The following is a 17,451-nucleotide window of genomic DNA, read 5'->3' as shown; positions in this document are numbered from 1 at the left end:
TTGTAAACACTATATAGTAGGCAGCTATCTTTTCGATAAACGGCGTTCATTCCATGGCGCCATTATCGTGACACCTTAAATCCGGTATGCGATATTCGCCGCCGCTTAACTGTCAGACAGGCTATCTATAGTGATTCATCGGCTCCGACGTTTTTTATTGTTGGATGAATCCAGACAAACCCCAACACCTGACTTTATCTGGAAAACCAGCACGCTGCGGGTACTGGCACTCAGCAGTATCGTGCTGGTTGCCCTTATTTTCATCCACTGTACCTATCAGGCACTAGAGGCCGGTCGCCCTTACGTTCTGATAATGGAAGCCGTCTTTCTTGGCGCCTTCTTCAGCCTCTTCGCTTTCAGATCACGCTCCTATCGGCTTAGCGGTACGGTCTTGATCTTCGTCCTATACGCACTCGGTCTGTGTAGCCTGTTCTTCGTCGACTACAAGCAAGCCAAGGCTGGCATCCTTATTATTTATGCCACACCGCTGCTGGCGCTGATCTTTTTCAACTGGCGCGTTTATCTGGTGCTGTGCGTCGCCAATCTGCTGCCTCTTTACCTTTTGTTGAGCGACACCCCCATACCTCATCTGTTTGGCATAAACCTGTCGTTGAACTACACGCGCAACTACCTGCATTTGCTTCTGTTCATGCTGTTCAACGTGTGTATTCCGCTTGCCATTGCTCGTCTCATAACCACCTTGGCCAATGCGCAGCGACGCCAGCATCAGCTCAATCAGGCGCTGCAATACAGCCAGCAACTTTACAATGAGGTGTTTTCCCACCTGGGCGCCTTTCTGCTCTGCCGAAGCGATGGACTGATCCTCAAACTCAATGACGAAGCGGCTGCCTTGCTGGGGCTACCAGCGCGGGTAATCGAGAGTCAGGTTTATTTGGGCAATCTAGTACGCAATGAACAAGGTGAGCCGGTCAAACTGGTTCCGGACGACTCCCTGCAGGAATGGCAGGTCCAGGGTAGAACTAAACCTCGCTGGCTCAATCTTCGTATCAGCCAGCCGACATCCAATCAGAATGTACTGGTAAAACTGCGTGACATTACCCATCTGCATGCTTTGCAAAGCGAACTGCGTAACTCCGAGCGCCTGAGCATTCTGGACCCGCTGGTAGGCGTACTGAACCGCAGCGGCGCCATCAAGAGACTGGAGCAGGCAATTGGCCAGACGGGCTCGAAGCCACTGGCCGCGCTGACCATTCGCCTTCCTCACCTGACCTACATCAATACCAAGTATGGCCTGGACGTCGGCGATCAGTACCTGCAGGCCTTTGCGCACCACCTGAGTCGCTTGCCACGAAAGAATCTGGTAGCTCGCCTCAAGGGCGCCACGTTTCTGGTGGTTCTCACCGAGCTGGACAGCATCGAAATCGGCCTTGATCGGCTACATGAACTCAAGAGCAGCCTACCTCCGCATTTGCAGATCGACCGACATCTTATTGATGTGGCGCCTGATCTTGGAACCGCGTTCTATCCTCAGGATGCGACCAATGCGCTGCAATTGATCGAGCGTAGCAGTCATGCGCTCAAGAATCCCCATGGCGATACGCTGCTACCCACCTATGACTCCACCCTGGCGCAGCGCACGTTCGAGCGAACCGAGCTGTTGCTGGAACTGAGAAAGGCCATCGAAACCCGCGCCCTTTTTCTTCACTATCAACCTCGGGTCGATGCTCAAGGCAACCTTCACAGTGTGGAAGCACTGGTACGCTGGACGGACCCCAACGGCCGTCCCGTTCCACCCGATCAGTTTGTCGCCATAGCCGAGGAAAGTGGACTGATCCATACGCTGGACGCCTATGTTCGTGATATGGCATGTGCCCAGATTGCACGCTGGAAACGCGACCTGGGTACCGCACCACTGGTGGCAGTCAATCTGTCCGCTCAGGAAGTCGCAACGGAAGGTCTGGCCGAAAAGTTTTCCGGCTGCCTGCAACGATACGGGCTGACCCCTCATGACCTGGAAATCGAAATCACTGAAAGCAGCCTGCTTCATGAAAACGAAACCACGCTGACCAACCTCAAGACCCTCGAAACCAGCGGCTATCGACTCACCATGGATGACTTTGGCACTGGCTATTCGTCACTCAGCCGCCTGACCCACTTGCCTATTTCGAGCTTGAAGATTGACCGCTCCTTCCTGGCCGACGTTCCTGGCAGCGAGCGCCAGGAAACGCTGATCAAGACCTTGATCGCCCTGGCGCGCCTGATGGATCTGAAAGTCGTTGCCGAAGGGGTGGAAACCAATGAACAACTGGCGCTCCTGGATAGCCTGGGATGCGATCTCTACCAGGGTTACCTGTTCTCCCGTCCGGTCGATGCGTCCACGTTGACCGAGCGGTATCTGGCGCCCGGGTTACTCTTCAAAGAGTGACAATTGGCGGGCGCCCTCCCGCAAATCGATCAGTCTTACCCCTACGCCCAACAGGCGAACCGGCTTGCCTCCCCGCATGAAGGCCTGGGTCAGAAGCCGTCGATAACTATCGATATCCCGCCCAGCCCCGGCCTGCTCAAGGGTGGTTTGGGTAAAGTCGTGAAACTTGACCTTGACGAAAGGTTTTTCCGGCCGGTAATGGGTATCCAGTCGGCCAAGCCGCCCGGCCAGCTCTTCAAGCAAAGCGGGCAGCTGGGCCGTACAGGCGGCCAGATCAGGCAGGTCATGCTCGAAGGTGTTTTCAACACTGACCGACTGACGTCGGCTATCCACCTGGACCGATCGTTCGTCAATTCCCTGAGCCAGATTCCACAGCCGCTCGCCAAACAGACCAAACTCCTTGATCAATGCAAGGCGTCCCCACTCGAGCAACTGCTCGCACCGCTCGATTCCCAGGCGCGTCAGCTTTTCAGCCGTCACCTTGCCTACGCCATGCAACCGGGCAACAGGCAGAGTAGCCACAAACGCGGCCACTTCCGGTGGGGTAATAACAAACAGCCCGTTCGGCTTGCGCCAGTCGCTCGCAATCTTGGCCAGAAACTTGTTTGGCGCCACACCAGCTGAAACAGTGATATGAAGTTCTTCCCACACACGTCGGCGAATCTCCTGCGCAATTCGGGTTGCACTGCCGGAAAAATGCGGACTGTCCGAAACGTCGAGATAGGCCTCATCCAGGGAAAGCGGTTCGATCAAATCGGTAAAATCACGAAATATCGTATGGATCTGACGCGATACCGCCTTGTAGACATCAAAGCGCGGGCGCACAAAGATAATGTCGGGGCACAGCCGCTGGGCTTGATGGGAGGCCATTGCCGAACGCACCCCGTATGCACGCGCCTCATAATTGCAGGTTGCGACCACGCCACGCCGATCGGGAGTACCACCGACGGCGATTGGCCGGCCTACCAGGCGAGGGTCGTCACGCATCTCGACGGCGGCATAAAAACAGTCGCAATCGATATGGATGATTTTTCTCTGCGTCATACCCTCATGCTCGACAGGTTCGCTAACACCGCTGCGCCTGTATTATGCGCTATACGCCCTTACCCACCCAGCGGTTCTCCGAAACTTTAGCGGCCTCGCGACACTCGGAATTCTAGAACATTACGATAACCAGGAGCCGCCATGACTGATCGCACGGATAAACTCGACAAGTCCCATGACCATGATCAGGTCGCTAAACGCGACGAAGCTCATGCACAGCGCAAGCTACCCGAAGAGGCGGTAAGCGATCTGGAAAGTCCTGAGCCTGGCACTCATACCATCGACAAGGTCATCACTCCGGTATCGAACAAGGAGCTGGACAGCCAGGTCGGTGAGTTGAACCGTAAGCTGGATGAAGTCGAGAAAAAGCTGGATAAATAAACTTTACAATAGGCTGATAGTGTGGGCCCTGACTACCACCGTCTCCTGACGAAACCGGGTCTCGAGCGAGGCCCGGTACTGCTGCCACCACACCTGCTCCAGCGCGTCGGCCATCACCTCATAAATGATCAATTCATCCCGTACCGTATGGCTTTCGTCTTCCTGCCATAGTCCTTTCGCCGGAGCCTGGCTGAATGCCGTCAACCCGCCAAACTTTTCAACAAGCTCATTGCGCACCTCACTAAATAGCGTTTTAGGGAGATCGCGGCCATCGTTGTCATAAAGGGGCAGCAGCAATTGGATCAGGTACATGGTCAGCCTCTCGAATAGATGAATGTAGCGGCATAGAGCGTCTTGAAAGCTAAGACCATGAACGGTTTGAATCGGCACATATAAATAGCAGCGCCCCGATAATCGAGGCGTCGCAATAACGAGAGACAGGCAAGGAAACCTGCCCGCCTCTCTATCGTTAGATTCTGAAACTTGAAACGAGCTGATCGAGGCGATTGGCCTGTTGTTCCAGGGCATGGCAAGCGCCCAGGGTCGCGTTCAGGTTTTCCACGCCCTGCTGGTTGAGCGAGTTGATCTCGGTAATGTCGACATTAAGCGACTCCACCACCGCGCTCTGCTCTTCCGTAGCGGCCGCCACCGACTGGGTCATGCCATCGATATCGGTAATGCGCTCGGCTACCGAGCCCAACCGCTCGTTGGCCTTTTGCGCGATGGTCATGCTGTCCTCGCTGAAGCGCTGACTTTCGGTCATGGTGGAAACCGCTTCGCTCGCCCCGGTTTGCAGCTCCTGAATCATGCTCTGGATCTCTCGGGCCGAACTCTGGGTACGATATGCCAGACCACGCACCTCGTCCGCTACCACCGCAAAACCACGCCCGGCATCGCCTGCCCGTGCAGCTTCGATCGCAGCGTTTAGCGCCAGCAGGTTGGTCTGCTCGGAAATGCCCTGGATCACTTCCAGGATATGTCCGATGCGGGTGGTCTTTTGGTTCAGCTCATCGATACGGCCGCAGGAGGCGCTGATGTTGGCGGACAGGGTTTCCATTGCCGTCAGGGTCTGGCCCAGTACGCGGCGACCCTCCTCGGCCTGCTGCCGGGCACTGGTAGCCTGTACGGACGCATCGGCAGCGTTGCGGGCGATCTCCTGTGTGGCGGCGCCCAGCTGGTTAATGGCTGCCGCCACGCTTCCGGTACGTCCGGCCTGGTTGTCCGAGTTGTGCAGCGAGGAGTTGGAGGCCGCCAGCACCTGACGGGAGACCTCGTTGAGCTGGCGGGTACTGGCCGATACTTCGCTGATCGAGCCATGGATACGCTCGACAAAGCGGTTGAAGGCAGCGGCCAGCACACCAAACTCGTCCTGGCTATTGATGGCCAGACGCCGGGTCAGGTCGCCCTCTCCTTGTGCGATGTCCTGCATCGCTTGGCTCATGGTCGTGAGCGGACGCATCAGCACACGGATCAGCACACCCAGGAGCAGCATGATCAGCACAACGCCAATCACCATGGCCAGCACGGCCGAGGTTCTGAACTCCTTGAGCGGGGCGTAGGCTTTCTCTTCATCAACCATCAGGCCCAGGTACCAGTTGACCGATGGCAGACCGGTGACTGGTTTGAAGACCATAAGCTGAGGCTTGCCGTCCAGCTCGACCCGCTTGAGCGCGCCATCCAGTGCAGGCGCACCGGCGGGAAACAGCTCAGCGAGGCTTTTCATCACCTCCTCTTTCCTGGGACTGACCAGTACCTTGCCTTCGCTATTCACCAGAATCGCATGGCCGATACCGCCCAGGTCGAGCGAATTGACGATACCCACCATCGTCTGCAGACTCAGATCGCCAGCCAGAACACCCGCCAAGGTGCCGTTCTTCATGACAGGCGTAGCCAGCGTCATGACCAGCTTTCCATTACCCACATCAACATAAGGCTCCGTCAATAAGGAGCGGCCCTGCGACTGAGCGGCAACATACCAATCACGGGTACGGGGATCGTAACCGGCAGGCATTTCATCGTAAGGACGGATGGAAAACTGACCATCGGCATGTCCCAGATAGGTGAACTCGAAGCTGGAGAGATAGGCCTTCTGCTCAAGGATGGAAAACACTCCTTCAGGAGAGGCATTGTTCTGGATAGCCTGGGCCTCACCTTCAAGTAGAGTGATTCGCCCATTGAGCCAGTTAACGATATTTGCTGATGCACTGGTGCCCAGCTCGTCCAGGCGGGACGACAGGTCCTGCGTAATCGTCTTTCGCTGCAGGTAATCGTTATAGCTCATGAATAATGAGAAGGCGACGATCAGCACAATAGAGGCCGTCGCCAATATCTTATGGCTAAATTTCAAACGTTGGAGCATAGCGCAGCCTCTGGACAACAATTTCGGCAAGCCGTTGAAATGGCATGAAGGTCCAGATCTTATCGACCGTTATCGTGATAACTTTAATGGTAAAAAGGTTACCAGGTACGCCTCTGCTCTAGAGCAGAGGTAAGCCCTGGCGGCCGACAGCGACGTTGAAACCGCCAGGGAGACACTGGAATAACCAGAGCCTATTCAAATGACCACCTCGGCAATGCAAAAAATCCTTTTTTGGTCACCGTTTATCGCCCTAATCCAGGCCACGGGATACAGGCCGCATTTCAGTTGTTTAGCGGTTGCTTGCGATCTAGCTCCATATCGTTGTCGATTTCTTGCCGTTCCCGGGCAAGCGGATCGCTTCGAGTAGCCCCTTGATTGACTCTGTTTTCCGGCAGCTCAACGCCCCGCTGGTTTTGCTCGGCCTCCTGCGCCTCTGGTGAAATAACTTCGACATGCTGTGGGTCATGCGCGGTGTCCTGAGGGGTACGCCCTGATTCAGCCGTTTGGGCCATGGCTAGCGGTGACAGTAAAGCCAGTGTCATGGAGGTATTTATCAGCCATTGCGGTTTCATTTCGGCACTCCGATGAAGGGATACCCTCTTTAGGCAATGCGCTACCTATAAAGGTGCATTCATAAGTCCTCGTGATAAGGCTTTCAGCAAATCATTGTCAGCATTGAATTTTTTGTTGACATCATTTTTTAAACCCGTATACTGGCCACATCAGAAGCGGGGTGGAGCAGTCTGGTAGCTCGTCGGGCTCATAACCCGAAGGTCGTAGGTTCAAATCCTGCCCCCGCAACCAAATTTAAAAAGCCACTCAATCGAGTGGCTTTTTTGTTTGTGTCGAATTTTTATTCCTTTTAGCCTTCAATATTCAAAGAGTTTCCATTTTTTTGATACATGGGGCTTGGCAAAAGTCTGTATGTGACTAATCTGACGCGCAGTTTCCCTGAGGGGCTTTCATGAGCGCCAACGATCCTGTAAACAAGTCTGCTATTTCTTCATCCGATTCATCACCTTCACCCTCTTCTCCTCCGCAAGCATTGCCCTGGCGCCTGCTAGAGCGCATTACGGCCTATAAAGAACCTCTTGAGCTGGGCCTGACACTGCTCCTGTTTGGCGTCGCCCTGCTTGTGTGCTGGCATCTGGTCAGCAGTATTGATCTACCCTCTCTCCACACTGCACTGCTGGGTATCCCCTCGCACGCTATTATGGGGGCCGTCGCGGCAACGGCTGTGGGCTTTCTCATTCTGCTTGGCTACGAATGGTCTGCCAGTCGCTTCGCCGGCGTTCATCTACCAGGCAAGACCCTGGCGCTGGGTGGACTTACCGCCTTCGCCATTGGTAATGCAGTTGGCCTGTCCATGCTGTCTGGCGGCTCGGTTCGTTATCGTCTCTATGCCCGCCAAGGCCTGAGCGCCATTGAAGTGGCCCAGATGACATTCTTTGCCAGCCTGTCACTGGGAACGGCACTGCCCCCTCTGGCTGCGGTTGCAGCATTAAGTGATTTGCCTTCGGCCTCCACAGCCCTGCGTCTTTCACCTACTCTGGTAGCTGGCATTGCGATTGCCATTCTCTCGATCTATGCCATAGGCATTGTATTCCTTCGCAAGCGAGCCCTGGACGAGCAGCCTTCGCCTGATAGTCGCCTGTTCCGCCTGGGCCGTAAGACCCTGCGCTTACCCACCTTCAAGCTAAGCGCCCTGCAGTTGGTGATCACAGCCCTGGACGTCATGGCTGCCGCCACAGTGCTGTATCTATTACTGCCCGAGGCACCACCGCTGGGTGCATTCATGCTGGTGTATCTGCTGGCACTCGCAGCAGGTGTGCTTAGCCATGTTCCGGGCGGCGTTGGGGTATTTGAAGCCGTTTTGCTAGCCGCTTTTTCGGACAAGATCGGGACAGCTCCCCTGGCAGCGGCCCTGCTGCTGTACCGGATCATTTATGTATTGCTTCCCCTGGTCATCGCTTGCCTTGTCCTGCTGCTGACCGAGGGAAAGCGCTTTCTATCTGGCAGCTCGGCCATCCGTGTTGCCTCTGGCCTTGCAGCCCCCGTTCTGTCAGTCCTGGTATTTTTCTCAGGGGTCGTACTGCTCTTTTCAGGCGTTACGCCAGAGATCGATACGCGTCTGAAAGGTATCGGATTCCTGCTGCCACAGCGTCTTATTGAAGCCTCGCATCTGGGAGCCAGCCTGATCGGAGTTGTGTGCCTACTCTTGGCTCAAGGCCTGCGGCGGCGGCTCTCGGCCGCCTGGGTACTCACCCTGGTGCTGTTGCTGGTAGGCTCCCTGCTTTCGCTGCTAAAGGGCTTTGATTGGGAGGAGGCATCGATCCTGGCGATTACGGCTGCCCTCCTGGCTACGTTCCGCCGCTCCTTCTACCGCCGGAGCCGCTTACTGGAACTGCCCTTTTCACCTCTGTACGTCGTTGCAAGCCTGTGCGTCGTGGCGGCATCTATCTGGTTGCTCCTGTTTGTTTACCAGGATGCGTCCTACGACAACCAGCTCTGGTGGCAATTTACGCTGGAGGAAGGCGCCCCGCGAGGTGCACGAGCAGCCATGGGCAGCGTGGTGCTACTACTGGCCCTGTCACTCGGCTGGCTCTTGCGGGCTGCACCGCCAGAAATTACGCTGCCTACCATAGAAGATCTGCAAAAGGCATTGGACGCCGTCAAAGCATCTGAGCAGCCTGATGGCGGCTTGGCCATGACAGGCGACAAGGCCTTGCTGTTTCATGAAACGGAAAATGCTTTTCTGATGTATGGCCGTCGTGGCCGTAGCATGATCGCCCTGTTTGATCCCATCGGCTCCGCTCAGACACGAGCCGAGTTGATCTGGAAATTTCGCGATCTATGCGACATGCACCATGCACGACCTGTGTTCTATCAGGTTCGTGCCGAGAATCTGCCTTTCTACATGGACATCGGTCTCACCGCACTGAAGTTGGGTGAGGAAGCCCGCGTCAATCTCAAAACATTCGATCTGGACAGCAAGGGTAAGAAAGACCTGCGCTACACCTGGAACCGAGGCCAGCGGGATGGACTGCTCATCGAGTTCCATGAGCCGGGTCAGGCACCTCTCGAAGAGCTAAAAGTTATCTCCGATATCTGGCTGGAGAGTAAACATGTCCGCGAGAAGGGTTTTTCACTTGGTCGTTTCGACCCGGAGTATTTGCAGCACTTCCGCATTGCTGTCGTTCGGTTTCAGGGAAAAGCGGTAGCGTTTGCTAATCTTCTGGAAACCGATCGGCCAGAGCTGGCCAGTATCGACCTGATGCGAGTGGCAGCTGATGCGCCCAAACTGACCATGGAGTTCCTCATGCTCGGCCTTATCCTGCACTTCAAGGAGCGAGGCCTGGAACGCTTCAGCTTGGGGATGGTGCCATTGGCGGGACTGCATCCACGCCGTGGTGCTCCTCTGACCCAGCGTCTAGGGGCCATGGTGTTCCGACGTGGCGAGCAGTTCTATAACTTTCAGGGGTTGAGACGGTTCAAAGATAAGTTCGATCCGGAATGGGAGCCTCGCTATCTGGCCGTTCCAGCAGGACTTGATCCCTTGGTCGCCTTGGCTGACACCGCTGCGTTGATTGCAGGCGGTATTACAGGACTGGTAAAACGTTGATGACTAGACGTAAACGCGGGTTGCTTTTTCTTCTGTTGATAATTGTCATTACCGCAGCGGCACTGTGGTGGTGGTTTCATCGCTGGCCCAGTACCGCCAGCCTTGAGGTACACGTACAGGATGATCAGAGCGTCGTAACCGTCGCAAGGCCTGCCGGCAAGCCACTGACCCGAGTCGTTGTTGCAAACCCCGCTGAACAGCAGTTATCCGATGCTGACCTGCTAACCCTGGCCAAAAACACCAAGTCCATGCTGGTCCAGTATGAGCTGCCCGAGAGCAAGGCATGTGCCGCGCAACGCGCCAGCCTGGAAGACGCCATCAGCCATCTTGGCGGAGCGCCTACCATGGTGGCAGGCATCGATGCGGGTGGATCATTGGCCTGGCGCTGGCTGGCCGGGCAACAGGATGACAAGGTCAGCGCCCTGTCGGTCGGTACAAAGCTCGACGAGCCCGACTGCTCTGATCCGCTGCCACAGAAAGCCGAACACGGTAAATGGCATCTCGCCTGGAACGATAACCCAGGCGATGAGACTGCTCGCTTTGTCCGCGGCCAGGATAATGCCGCTACCACTATCAGTGATTACGGCACACCACTGGTTACGCTTTTGCGTACCCAGCTTCAACGTCAGCTGCTCGGTCAGGGTGGCGATGTCCCTGTTGTAGAGGTCCCGGCTGAAGAGCCGGCCGCGCACAAGGATACAGTGACGTTTTTTTATTCCGGCGATGGTGGCTGGCGTGATCTTGACCGTGATTCGGCACAGACCATGGCAGAAAACGGGTGGCCAGTTGTAGGTATCGATACCTTGCGCTATTTCTGGGAACACAAAAGCCCGGAACAGGTGGCGACAGACTTGTCCCATCTGATGCAGACATACCGTGAGCGTTGGGGCGCGAAACGCTTCGTCCTGGCCGGCTACTCATTTGGCGCGGATCTGCTTCCGGCGGTCTATAACCGTTTACCTGCAACAGATCAGGAACAGGTATCGGCCATGGTGCTGCTGGCCTTTGCCCGTAGCGGTGATTTTGAAATCCAGGTTGAGGGCTGGCTGGGCAAGGCTGGTGACGAGATGCAAACCGGACCGGAGATGGTCAAGGTGCCTGCCAGCAAGATCTACTGCATTTACGGTGCGGAAGAAAAGGACGAGAGCGGTTGCACGCAGCCTGGAGCCAATTTCGAAAAGCTTGAGTTACCCGGTGGTCACCATTTCGATAATGACTACGACAAGCTTGCACGCCACATGATAAACGCCATCGAGGCTCGTACACGCACACCGTAACCAGGACGCCCAGCCGATGGAACACATCCTCGGCTGGGGACGAGTGGTCGGAAAGAACGCGTGCGATCAGTGGTCTACCGGCTCTCAACCTTTGAACGAGGACGCCCATGACCACTCCCCTTTCGCTGGATGCTGCTGAAAAACTGGTTGTAGATGCCTTCACTCCGCTGGGTTGTGTTATTTCAGCCAACCCCCAGGCTGACAGCTTTGGCTTCAGCGTAATCGGGCATGAAGGAGAAGAGGTCTTGGCGGTCCCTGAGGTGACCGCTGCACAGTACAGCGATCCGCTGCAGCTTAAAGGCTTTATCGAGAATGTTCGGCAAGAGCTTTCCCAGTTGGGTCAATCGCTGGACCCATGGGAGATGCCGTTCATTACCGACCCGGATGCCCTGCCTCCACCTGTATTCAACTGATCCCAATAAAAAAGCCGCCCCAAGGCGGCTTTTTTATATCTGCGACTTGGCTGCTAGATCTCGATCTGAGTACCCAGCTCGATTACCCGGTTAACTGGCAGGTTGAAGAAACGCAGGCTGCCGCTGGCATTCTTCATAAGGAAGGCAAACAAATTCTCTCGCCAGCGAGCCATTCCCAAACGATTATTCGACGCAATGACCGTTTCACGGCTAAGGAAGTACGTCGTCCGCATGGGCGTGAAATCGAGGTCTTCCAGGTGACACAATGCGAGCGCAGCCGGCACGTCGGGCTCGTCCATAAAGCCATAATGCAAGAGAACACGGTAGAAACCGTCCCCATAGCTGTCCACCTCGAAACGGCGGCTGACAGGAACCCGCGGCGTATCTTCATAGATAACGGTCAGCAACACCACCTGCTCATGCAATACCTGATTGTGCAGCATGTTATGAAGCAGGGCGTGTGGAACGGCGTCTTGCCGCGCTGTCAGAAAGACGGCTGTCCCCTTGGCACGGAAAGGCGGATTGGAGCGGATGCTGCCGATAAAGATCGGTAGCGGTAGTGCCCCTTCATCCAGCCGTTCAGCCAGAATCTGCCGGCCGCGCTTCCATGTGGTCATCAACGTGAACAGGATGATGCCCGCAATGACAGGAAATGCACCGCCTGCCACGATTTTTGGAACGTTGGCTGCAAAATACAGCGAGTCGACAATGAAGAATCCAATGAGCATCGGAATGGCGAACCAGCGAGGCCATTTCCATAGCAGCAGCGCTACCGAAGATACCAGGCAGGTTGTGATCAGCATCGTTCCCGTGACGGCAATGCCGTAGGCCTCGGCCAGGTTGCCAGAGGACTCGAATCCAATGATCAACAGGATAACGCCTGTCAGAAGCGCCCAGTTCATGGCAGGAATATAAATCTGGCCCTGTTCATGACTTGAGGTATGCAGGATTTGCATACGCGGTACATACCCCAGCTGGATTGCCTGACGGGTAATGGAGAACGCACCTGAGATGACTGCCTGTGAGGCAATGACCGTGGCAAAAGTCGCCAGGACGACCATTGGGATCAATGCCCATTCAGGTGCGAGCAGGTAGAAAGGATTGCGTACAGACTCTGGGTCGATCAGAACCAAGGCACCTTGCCCGTAGTAATTGAGCACCAATCCGGGCAGCACCAGGAAGAGCCAGGCGCGCGCGACAGGTTTGCGGCCGAAATGGCCCATGTCGGCATACAGCGCCTCAGCCCCTGTCAGCGCCAGCACAACAGCGCCCAGAATAGCGATGCCAAGTCCGGGGTGTACGATGAAAAAGTTGAATGCCCACCATGGGTTCAAAGCCTTGAGGACTTCAGGCGCCTGCAGAATGCCATAAATACCCAATGCGCCTAGCACGGTGAACCAGAGGACCATAACCGGACCGAACAGCTTGCCAATCTTGGCAGTACCGCCCCGCTGTAGCATGAAGAGTCCGACCAGGATAACGATTGCCGCTGGCACCACAATATGATCAAGTCCAGAAAAGGCTACTTCCAGGCCTTCTACAGCAGACAGTACCGAAATGGCCGGTGTAATCATGCTTTCGCCGTAAAACAGCGAGGCACCAAATAACCCCAGCAGCACCAGCACCATTTGCAATTTTGGAAACGGTGCGGACGCCCGCCTTGCCAATGCAGTCAAGGCCATGATGCCGCCCTCGCCCTGGTTATCCGCCCTCAGAACGAAAAAGACATACTTGATCGTCACGACCCAGATCAACGACCAGAAGATCAGGGACAGGATACCCAGGACGCTATCGTGGGTAGGCGCCAGGCCATACGTAGGAGAAAACACCTCCTTGAGGGTATACAGCGGGCTGGTACCAATATCGCCATAGACGATACCCGCGGCCGCGATGGCCATACCTATGGCCGAGGCTCCCTTTTCACCATGGGCCTGGGAAGCAGCTTGACTCATGCAAGACTCCGGGTTTATCGAAACGGGCGCATCCTGCTCCGATGTGGCGGCAGGATCAAGTACGGATTGCCAAGATTATGTGTGCACAACGCAACCAAGGCATGGTCATTACCCCACCCGGCGTATTGAATCCTGCTTAAAAGTGTCCAGCGATTACCTGACACTTTACTGGAAATATTCCGCGATGCGCTTGCGCATGGACTCATCGGGCAGCTCACCGGTTCCGGCCAGTGCGTTTTCTGCCATATGGGCCGGGTTTGAGGTCGCCGGAATAATGCAGGTAACTGCAGGATGCGAAATTGAGTACTTGATCATCAGCTGCGCCCAGGAAGCACAGCCGATATCGGACGCGAATGCCGGAAGCTGCTTGCCTGCTACTTGGTTGAACAGACGGCCGTCCAGGAACGGGCGATTGATCATGACCGCTACGCCCTTGTCCTGACACAGAGGCAACAGCTTTTCTTCGGCTTTGGTATCTTGGGGATTGAGATTGATCTGAATGAAGTCCATCGGCTCCGAAGCGACCAGGTCCATCATCTGATCCTGAGCCATTTCTGAGTGATGGGTAATCCCTACATATCGAATCATTTTCTGCTGCTTCATCTCTCGTAGCAACGGGAGCAGCGTCTTGTAATTGATCATGCTATGCACTTGCAGCAGATCAATAGGAGCGCCCTTGAGGTCCGCCATTTCCTGCTGGATCTCTTCGATACTGCTCTCGCGCCCTTCTACCTTGGTAGCCAGAAACGCCTTTTCAGCACGTCCCTGCTGCGCCAGCAACGTACCAATGACGCCCTGGGATTTCTCGTAACTCGGCGCCGTATCGATAACAGTGCCTCCCGCCTGAAATAGACGGTCAAGCACGTCAGCCAACGGCTTTAAGGCTTGTGGAGTGCTTTCGACATTGAAGGAATCGGCGGTTCCAAGGCCAATGACAGGGAGTTGCTCGCCGGTAGAGGGAATCTGCCGCCTCAGCATGCCAGCCTGTGCAAGCACAAGACGAGGCAACATGGCTTCCAAGAGCAGCGCCGACGAGGCGCACAGGGAATATTGCATGAAGCGGCGGCGAGTCGTCATTGTTTTCTCCGGATTCAAGCAAGAGCCGTCCTAAAAGGACGGTTCTTGTGATTCAGGAGTTCCATCTGCCACGCCTTGTTACGTGGCTGAATGAAACGAAGCCCGTTACTCTCCTTTCATGGCTGCAACCATCTTATCGACGTTGTAACGGAACATTTTCAGGTAGGTAGGCGCAGGCCCGTCCGCCTTGGACAGCGACTCGACATATAACTCGCCACCGGCACGAGCCCCGGTTGCCTGGGCAATCTGCTGCACCAGACGCGGATCGTTCGAGTTCTCAATGAAATAAGCCGTGATGTGCTCCTCCTTGATCTGACGGATCAGATTGGCCACTTTTTGGGCAGACGCTTCAGATTCGGTAGAAAGATCCAGGGGAGACAGGAATGTCACACCGTATTCATCACCGAAATAGCCAAACGCGTTATGGGAGGTAAGCACCTTACGCTGCGCCTTCGGCACGGCTTCGATCTGCTGCTTGGTATACGCATCCAGCGCCTTTAGCTGATCGATATAGCGTTGACCATTGGCTTCGTATTGATCAGCGCCTTCGGGGTCTATGCGCTTGAGGGCCTTGATGATGTTTTGAACATAAACAACACCACTGGCAGCGCTGTTCCAGCTGTGGGGATCCACTACGGTCTTGCCGTTCTTCTGTCGCATACGAGTCTTGATACCGTCCGACAGCTCGACAGGGGTACCGTTATACCCTGATGCCTGGATCAGACGATCCATCCAGCCTTCAAGATGAAGTCCATTGATAAATACTACATCGGCGGCCTTGAGCGCTTTGGCATCGTTAGGCGTCGGCTCATACGCATGAGGATCGCCGTTGGGCCCGATCAATGAGGTGACATGAACCCGCTCGCCTCCTACCTGGTGAACCATATCGGCCAGGATCGTGAATGACGCAACGGCTTCTACCGGCTTGGCTTGGGCAAAACTGGAAAGCGCTGACAACAGCAAGGCAGCAGCCCCGCTCCACAACGTGAGACGCATGACATGACTCCTTTCAACGGGATAGATGGGGTTTAGGGAAGAAACGGCGAACGACGCCCAGAGGGCTGAAAATTAACGAGAAGATGTAAAGCGTACTGGCCGTCAGAACAATGGACGGACCCGAGGCCACGCCCAGGTGGTACGAAACAACCAAGCCGATAAAGCCGGACAGTATGGCAACCAGACTCGCCACCAGCATCAGTCCGGGCAACGAGCGAGCCCAGAAGCGCGCTACGGTGGCAGGCAACATCATCAGGCCGACCGCCATAAGCGTTCCAAGCGCCTGAAAGCCTGCGACCAGGTTGAGCACGACCAGCAGCAGAAACAGGAAGTGATAAAGCGAGCCCTTGCCACCTACGGCCCGCAGGAATCCAGGATCGAAACACTCAAGCACCAGCGGACGATAGATAACGGCCAGCAGGAGAAGTGTCACAGAGGCGATGCCCCCTACGAGATAGAGCGCGGCATCATCAATCGCCAGGATCGTACCGAACAGGACATGCAGCAGGTCGATATTCGAGCCTCTTAGCGAGACGATCAAGACACCCGCGGCGAGAGAGGTCAGGTAGAAGCTCGCAAAACTGGCATCTTCACGCTGCGAAGTAAAACGACTGACCAACCCAGACAACAGGGCTACGGTCAAGCCGGCTACCAACCCACCCAGGCCCATGGCTGGCAAGGAAAGCCCAGCGACCAGAAAACCGATGGCAGCCCCCGGCAGGACCGCATGACTCATGGCGTCCCCTACCAGACTCATGCGCCTGAGCATGAGCAATACACCGACCGGACCTGAGCCCAGCCCTAGCGCCATGCAGGCGACCAAGGCGCGACGCATGAATCCGAACTCGACAAACGGCTCGAACAAGGCGTGATACAACATCATGCGCGGCGCCTCTCATCACAGACGTCGGCCTGTTCATCCCAGTCCTCAGCCATATTCCGGGCACGCCGCAGATTCTCCTGGGTCAGCACCGTTCGGGTATCCCCCCAGGCAATGGTTTCGCGAGCCAACAGTAATGTACTGGGAAAATGCTGCTTTACCTGCTCAAGATCATGCAGAACAGCGATGACGGTGCGCCCCTCACCATGCCAGCGCCGAACCAGATCAAGCAGATCGCGGGTCGTGCGTGCATCGATGGCATTAAACGGCTCATCCAGAAGGATGACTGACGCATCCTGCAGCAGGAGCCGTGCGAACAATACGCGCTGGAACTGGCCTGCCGACAGGGAACCGATCAGGCGGTGCCCAAAACCTTCCAGCCCGACGGCAATCAGCGCCTCATGGGCTTGCTGCAGCTGGCCCCGGCTCATTCCACCGAATATGCCGATGCGTCTCCAGGCGCCCATGGCAACCGTGTCGAGAACCGTCAGCGGAAAGGTTCGGTCAATTTCAGCCGCTTGGGGCAGATAGCCGATGGCCGAGGCAGACAAGGCCTTTCGGTCGACGCCGCCCCCTACTGGTCGCAGCATGCCGACCATGGCCTTGATCAGAGTTGACTTGCCTGCGCCGTTAGGGCCCACAATAGCGGTGAGGCTGCCCGCTTCAAAGCAACCCGACACATGATGTACGGCGGGATGACGCTCGTAGGCAACCGTTAAGTCATTTAATGAAATACAGGCACTCATGGGATGGATACCGCCCAGTGGATAGCAGCCCATAGCAGTAGAAGCAGCACGATCGACACCCCTAAACGGGCCCAGGCAGACTGGGTCAGAAAGGACGCCTTGAACGTAAGGGAAGAATTCGATGACATATAAACCACCTCGTTATTGTTACTTTATAACATAATAAATACCCTATCACTAGTTATGCCTGTCTAGCGGTTCAGCCTCGGGCAAGCCAAACCCGATAACTGACGAAGCGCAGGTTAATCCGAGTAAAAGCGCCAAATGCCTCTTCTCAGTCCGGGCGCGCACCGCTAAAATCGCGCGTTTTTTGATCAT

Annotated in this window: 15 protein-coding genes, 1 tRNA gene and 1 pseudogene; 6 read left to right on the top strand and 11 right to left on the bottom strand. The window is 55.7% G+C overall.

Translation table 11 applies throughout. The features are described from left to right. Positions 1-130 precede the first annotated feature (130 nt). Complete coding sequence (locus JQR90_RS05635; RefSeq protein WP_010797454.1) at positions 131-2,386, top strand: putative bifunctional diguanylate cyclase/phosphodiesterase; 2,256 nt, start codon at positions 131-133, stop codon at positions 2,384-2,386. Here the strand turns inward: JQR90_RS05635 and dinB are convergent. Next, positions 2,369-3,430 (bottom strand): DNA polymerase IV, encoded by a 1,062-nt coding sequence (gene dinB, locus JQR90_RS05630; protein ID WP_010797453.1) that lies wholly within the window; start codon positions 3,428-3,430, stop codon positions 2,369-2,371. The genes JQR90_RS05635 and dinB overlap by 18 nt on opposite strands. A 141-nt stretch (positions 3,431-3,571) precedes the next feature. On the opposite strand from dinB, the gene JQR90_RS05625 reads away from it, so the two are divergent. Beyond that, positions 3,572-3,811: a hypothetical protein gene (locus tag JQR90_RS05625; protein WP_010797452.1), complete on the top strand. Its 240-nt coding sequence runs from the start codon at positions 3,572-3,574 to the stop codon at positions 3,809-3,811. 3 nt (positions 3,812-3,814) lie between these two features. Here JQR90_RS05625 and JQR90_RS05620 read toward each other — a convergent pair whose 3' ends face one another. The 4 genes and pseudogenes from JQR90_RS05620 to JQR90_RS05605 all read right to left on the bottom strand — a co-directional run bounded on the left by JQR90_RS05620 (position 3,815) and on the right by JQR90_RS05605 (position 6,742). Further along, on the bottom strand, positions 3,815-4,123 hold the full coding sequence (locus JQR90_RS05620; protein WP_010797451.1) for a hypothetical protein: 309 nt from the start codon (positions 4,121-4,123) through the stop codon (positions 3,815-3,817). Positions 4,124-4,280: 157 nt separating this feature from the next. Continuing rightward, complete coding sequence (locus tag JQR90_RS05615; protein ID WP_434140772.1) at positions 4,281-5,006, bottom strand: methyl-accepting chemotaxis protein; 726 nt, start codon at positions 5,004-5,006, stop codon at positions 4,281-4,283. A gap of 180 nt (positions 5,007-5,186) precedes the next feature. Next, positions 5,187-6,092, bottom strand: a pseudogene (locus JQR90_RS05610) (cache domain-containing protein); the annotation flags it as partial. A 359-nt stretch (positions 6,093-6,451) separates the two neighbouring features. Next, complete coding sequence (locus JQR90_RS05605; protein ID WP_010797449.1) at positions 6,452-6,742, bottom strand: hypothetical protein; 291 nt, start codon at positions 6,740-6,742, stop codon at positions 6,452-6,454. A 155-nt stretch (positions 6,743-6,897) separates the two neighbouring features. Between JQR90_RS05605 and JQR90_RS05600 the strand changes: the two genes are divergently transcribed. The 4 genes from JQR90_RS05600 to JQR90_RS05585 all read left to right on the top strand — a co-directional run bounded on the left by JQR90_RS05600 (position 6,898) and on the right by JQR90_RS05585 (position 11,482). Beyond that, positions 6,898-6,974 (top strand) — tRNA-Met (locus tag JQR90_RS05600). Between the two features lie 160 nt (positions 6,975-7,134). Next, positions 7,135-9,792 carry a bifunctional lysylphosphatidylglycerol flippase/synthetase MprF gene (gene mprF, locus JQR90_RS05595; protein ID WP_010797448.1) on the top strand — a complete coding sequence of 886 codons (2,658 nt, stop codon included), beginning with the start codon at positions 7,135-7,137 and terminating at the stop codon, positions 9,790-9,792. After that, positions 9,792-11,069, top strand: a complete 1,278-nt coding sequence (locus JQR90_RS05590; protein ID WP_434140621.1) for a virulence factor family protein — start codon at positions 9,792-9,794, stop codon at positions 11,067-11,069. Before mprF ends, JQR90_RS05590 begins: the two co-directional genes overlap by 1 nt. A gap of 107 nt (positions 11,070-11,176) precedes the next feature. Continuing rightward, a complete protein-coding gene (locus JQR90_RS05585) occupies positions 11,177-11,482 on the top strand; it encodes a hypothetical protein (RefSeq protein WP_010797446.1) in 306 nt (101 codons plus the stop codon). A gap of 53 nt (positions 11,483-11,535) precedes the next feature. Here the strand turns inward: JQR90_RS05585 and JQR90_RS05580 are convergent, their stop codons facing one another. The 6 genes from JQR90_RS05580 to JQR90_RS05555 form a co-directional block, all read right to left on the bottom strand. After that, positions 11,536-13,434: a potassium transporter Kup gene (locus tag JQR90_RS05580; protein WP_010797445.1), complete on the bottom strand. Its 1,899-nt coding sequence runs from the start codon at positions 13,432-13,434 to the stop codon at positions 11,536-11,538. Positions 13,435-13,599: 165 nt separating this feature from the next. Further along, positions 13,600-14,511 carry an aldo/keto reductase gene (locus JQR90_RS05575; protein ID WP_010797444.1) on the bottom strand — a complete coding sequence of 304 codons (912 nt, stop codon included), beginning with the start codon at positions 14,509-14,511 and terminating at the stop codon, positions 13,600-13,602. 105 nt (positions 14,512-14,616) lie between these two features. Next, a complete protein-coding gene (locus JQR90_RS05570) occupies positions 14,617-15,507 on the bottom strand; it encodes a metal ABC transporter substrate-binding protein (RefSeq protein ID WP_073449499.1) in 891 nt (296 codons plus the stop codon). A gap of 13 nt (positions 15,508-15,520) precedes the next feature. Further along, complete coding sequence (locus JQR90_RS05565; RefSeq protein ID WP_010797442.1) at positions 15,521-16,390, bottom strand: metal ABC transporter permease; 870 nt, start codon at positions 16,388-16,390, stop codon at positions 15,521-15,523. Continuing rightward, positions 16,387-17,133, bottom strand: a complete 747-nt coding sequence (locus tag JQR90_RS05560) for a metal ABC transporter ATP-binding protein (RefSeq protein ID WP_010797441.1) — start codon at positions 17,131-17,133, stop codon at positions 16,387-16,389. Before JQR90_RS05560 ends, JQR90_RS05565 begins: the two co-directional genes overlap by 4 nt. Then, positions 17,130-17,261, bottom strand: coding sequence for a hypothetical protein (locus tag JQR90_RS05555; protein ID WP_434140617.1), 132 nt, complete (start codon positions 17,259-17,261; stop codon positions 17,130-17,132). Before JQR90_RS05555 ends, JQR90_RS05560 begins: the two co-directional genes overlap by 4 nt. Between the last annotated feature and the right edge of the window lie 190 nt (positions 17,262-17,451).

This window comes from Pseudomonas sp. JZ114 (assembly GCF_051027705.1).
GTDB lineage: Bacteria > Pseudomonadota > Gammaproteobacteria > Pseudomonadales > Pseudomonadaceae > Chryseomonas > Chryseomonas luteola.
Note: the sequence above shows the minus strand (reverse complement) of the source record. Positions and strands in the feature narration are given on the sequence as shown.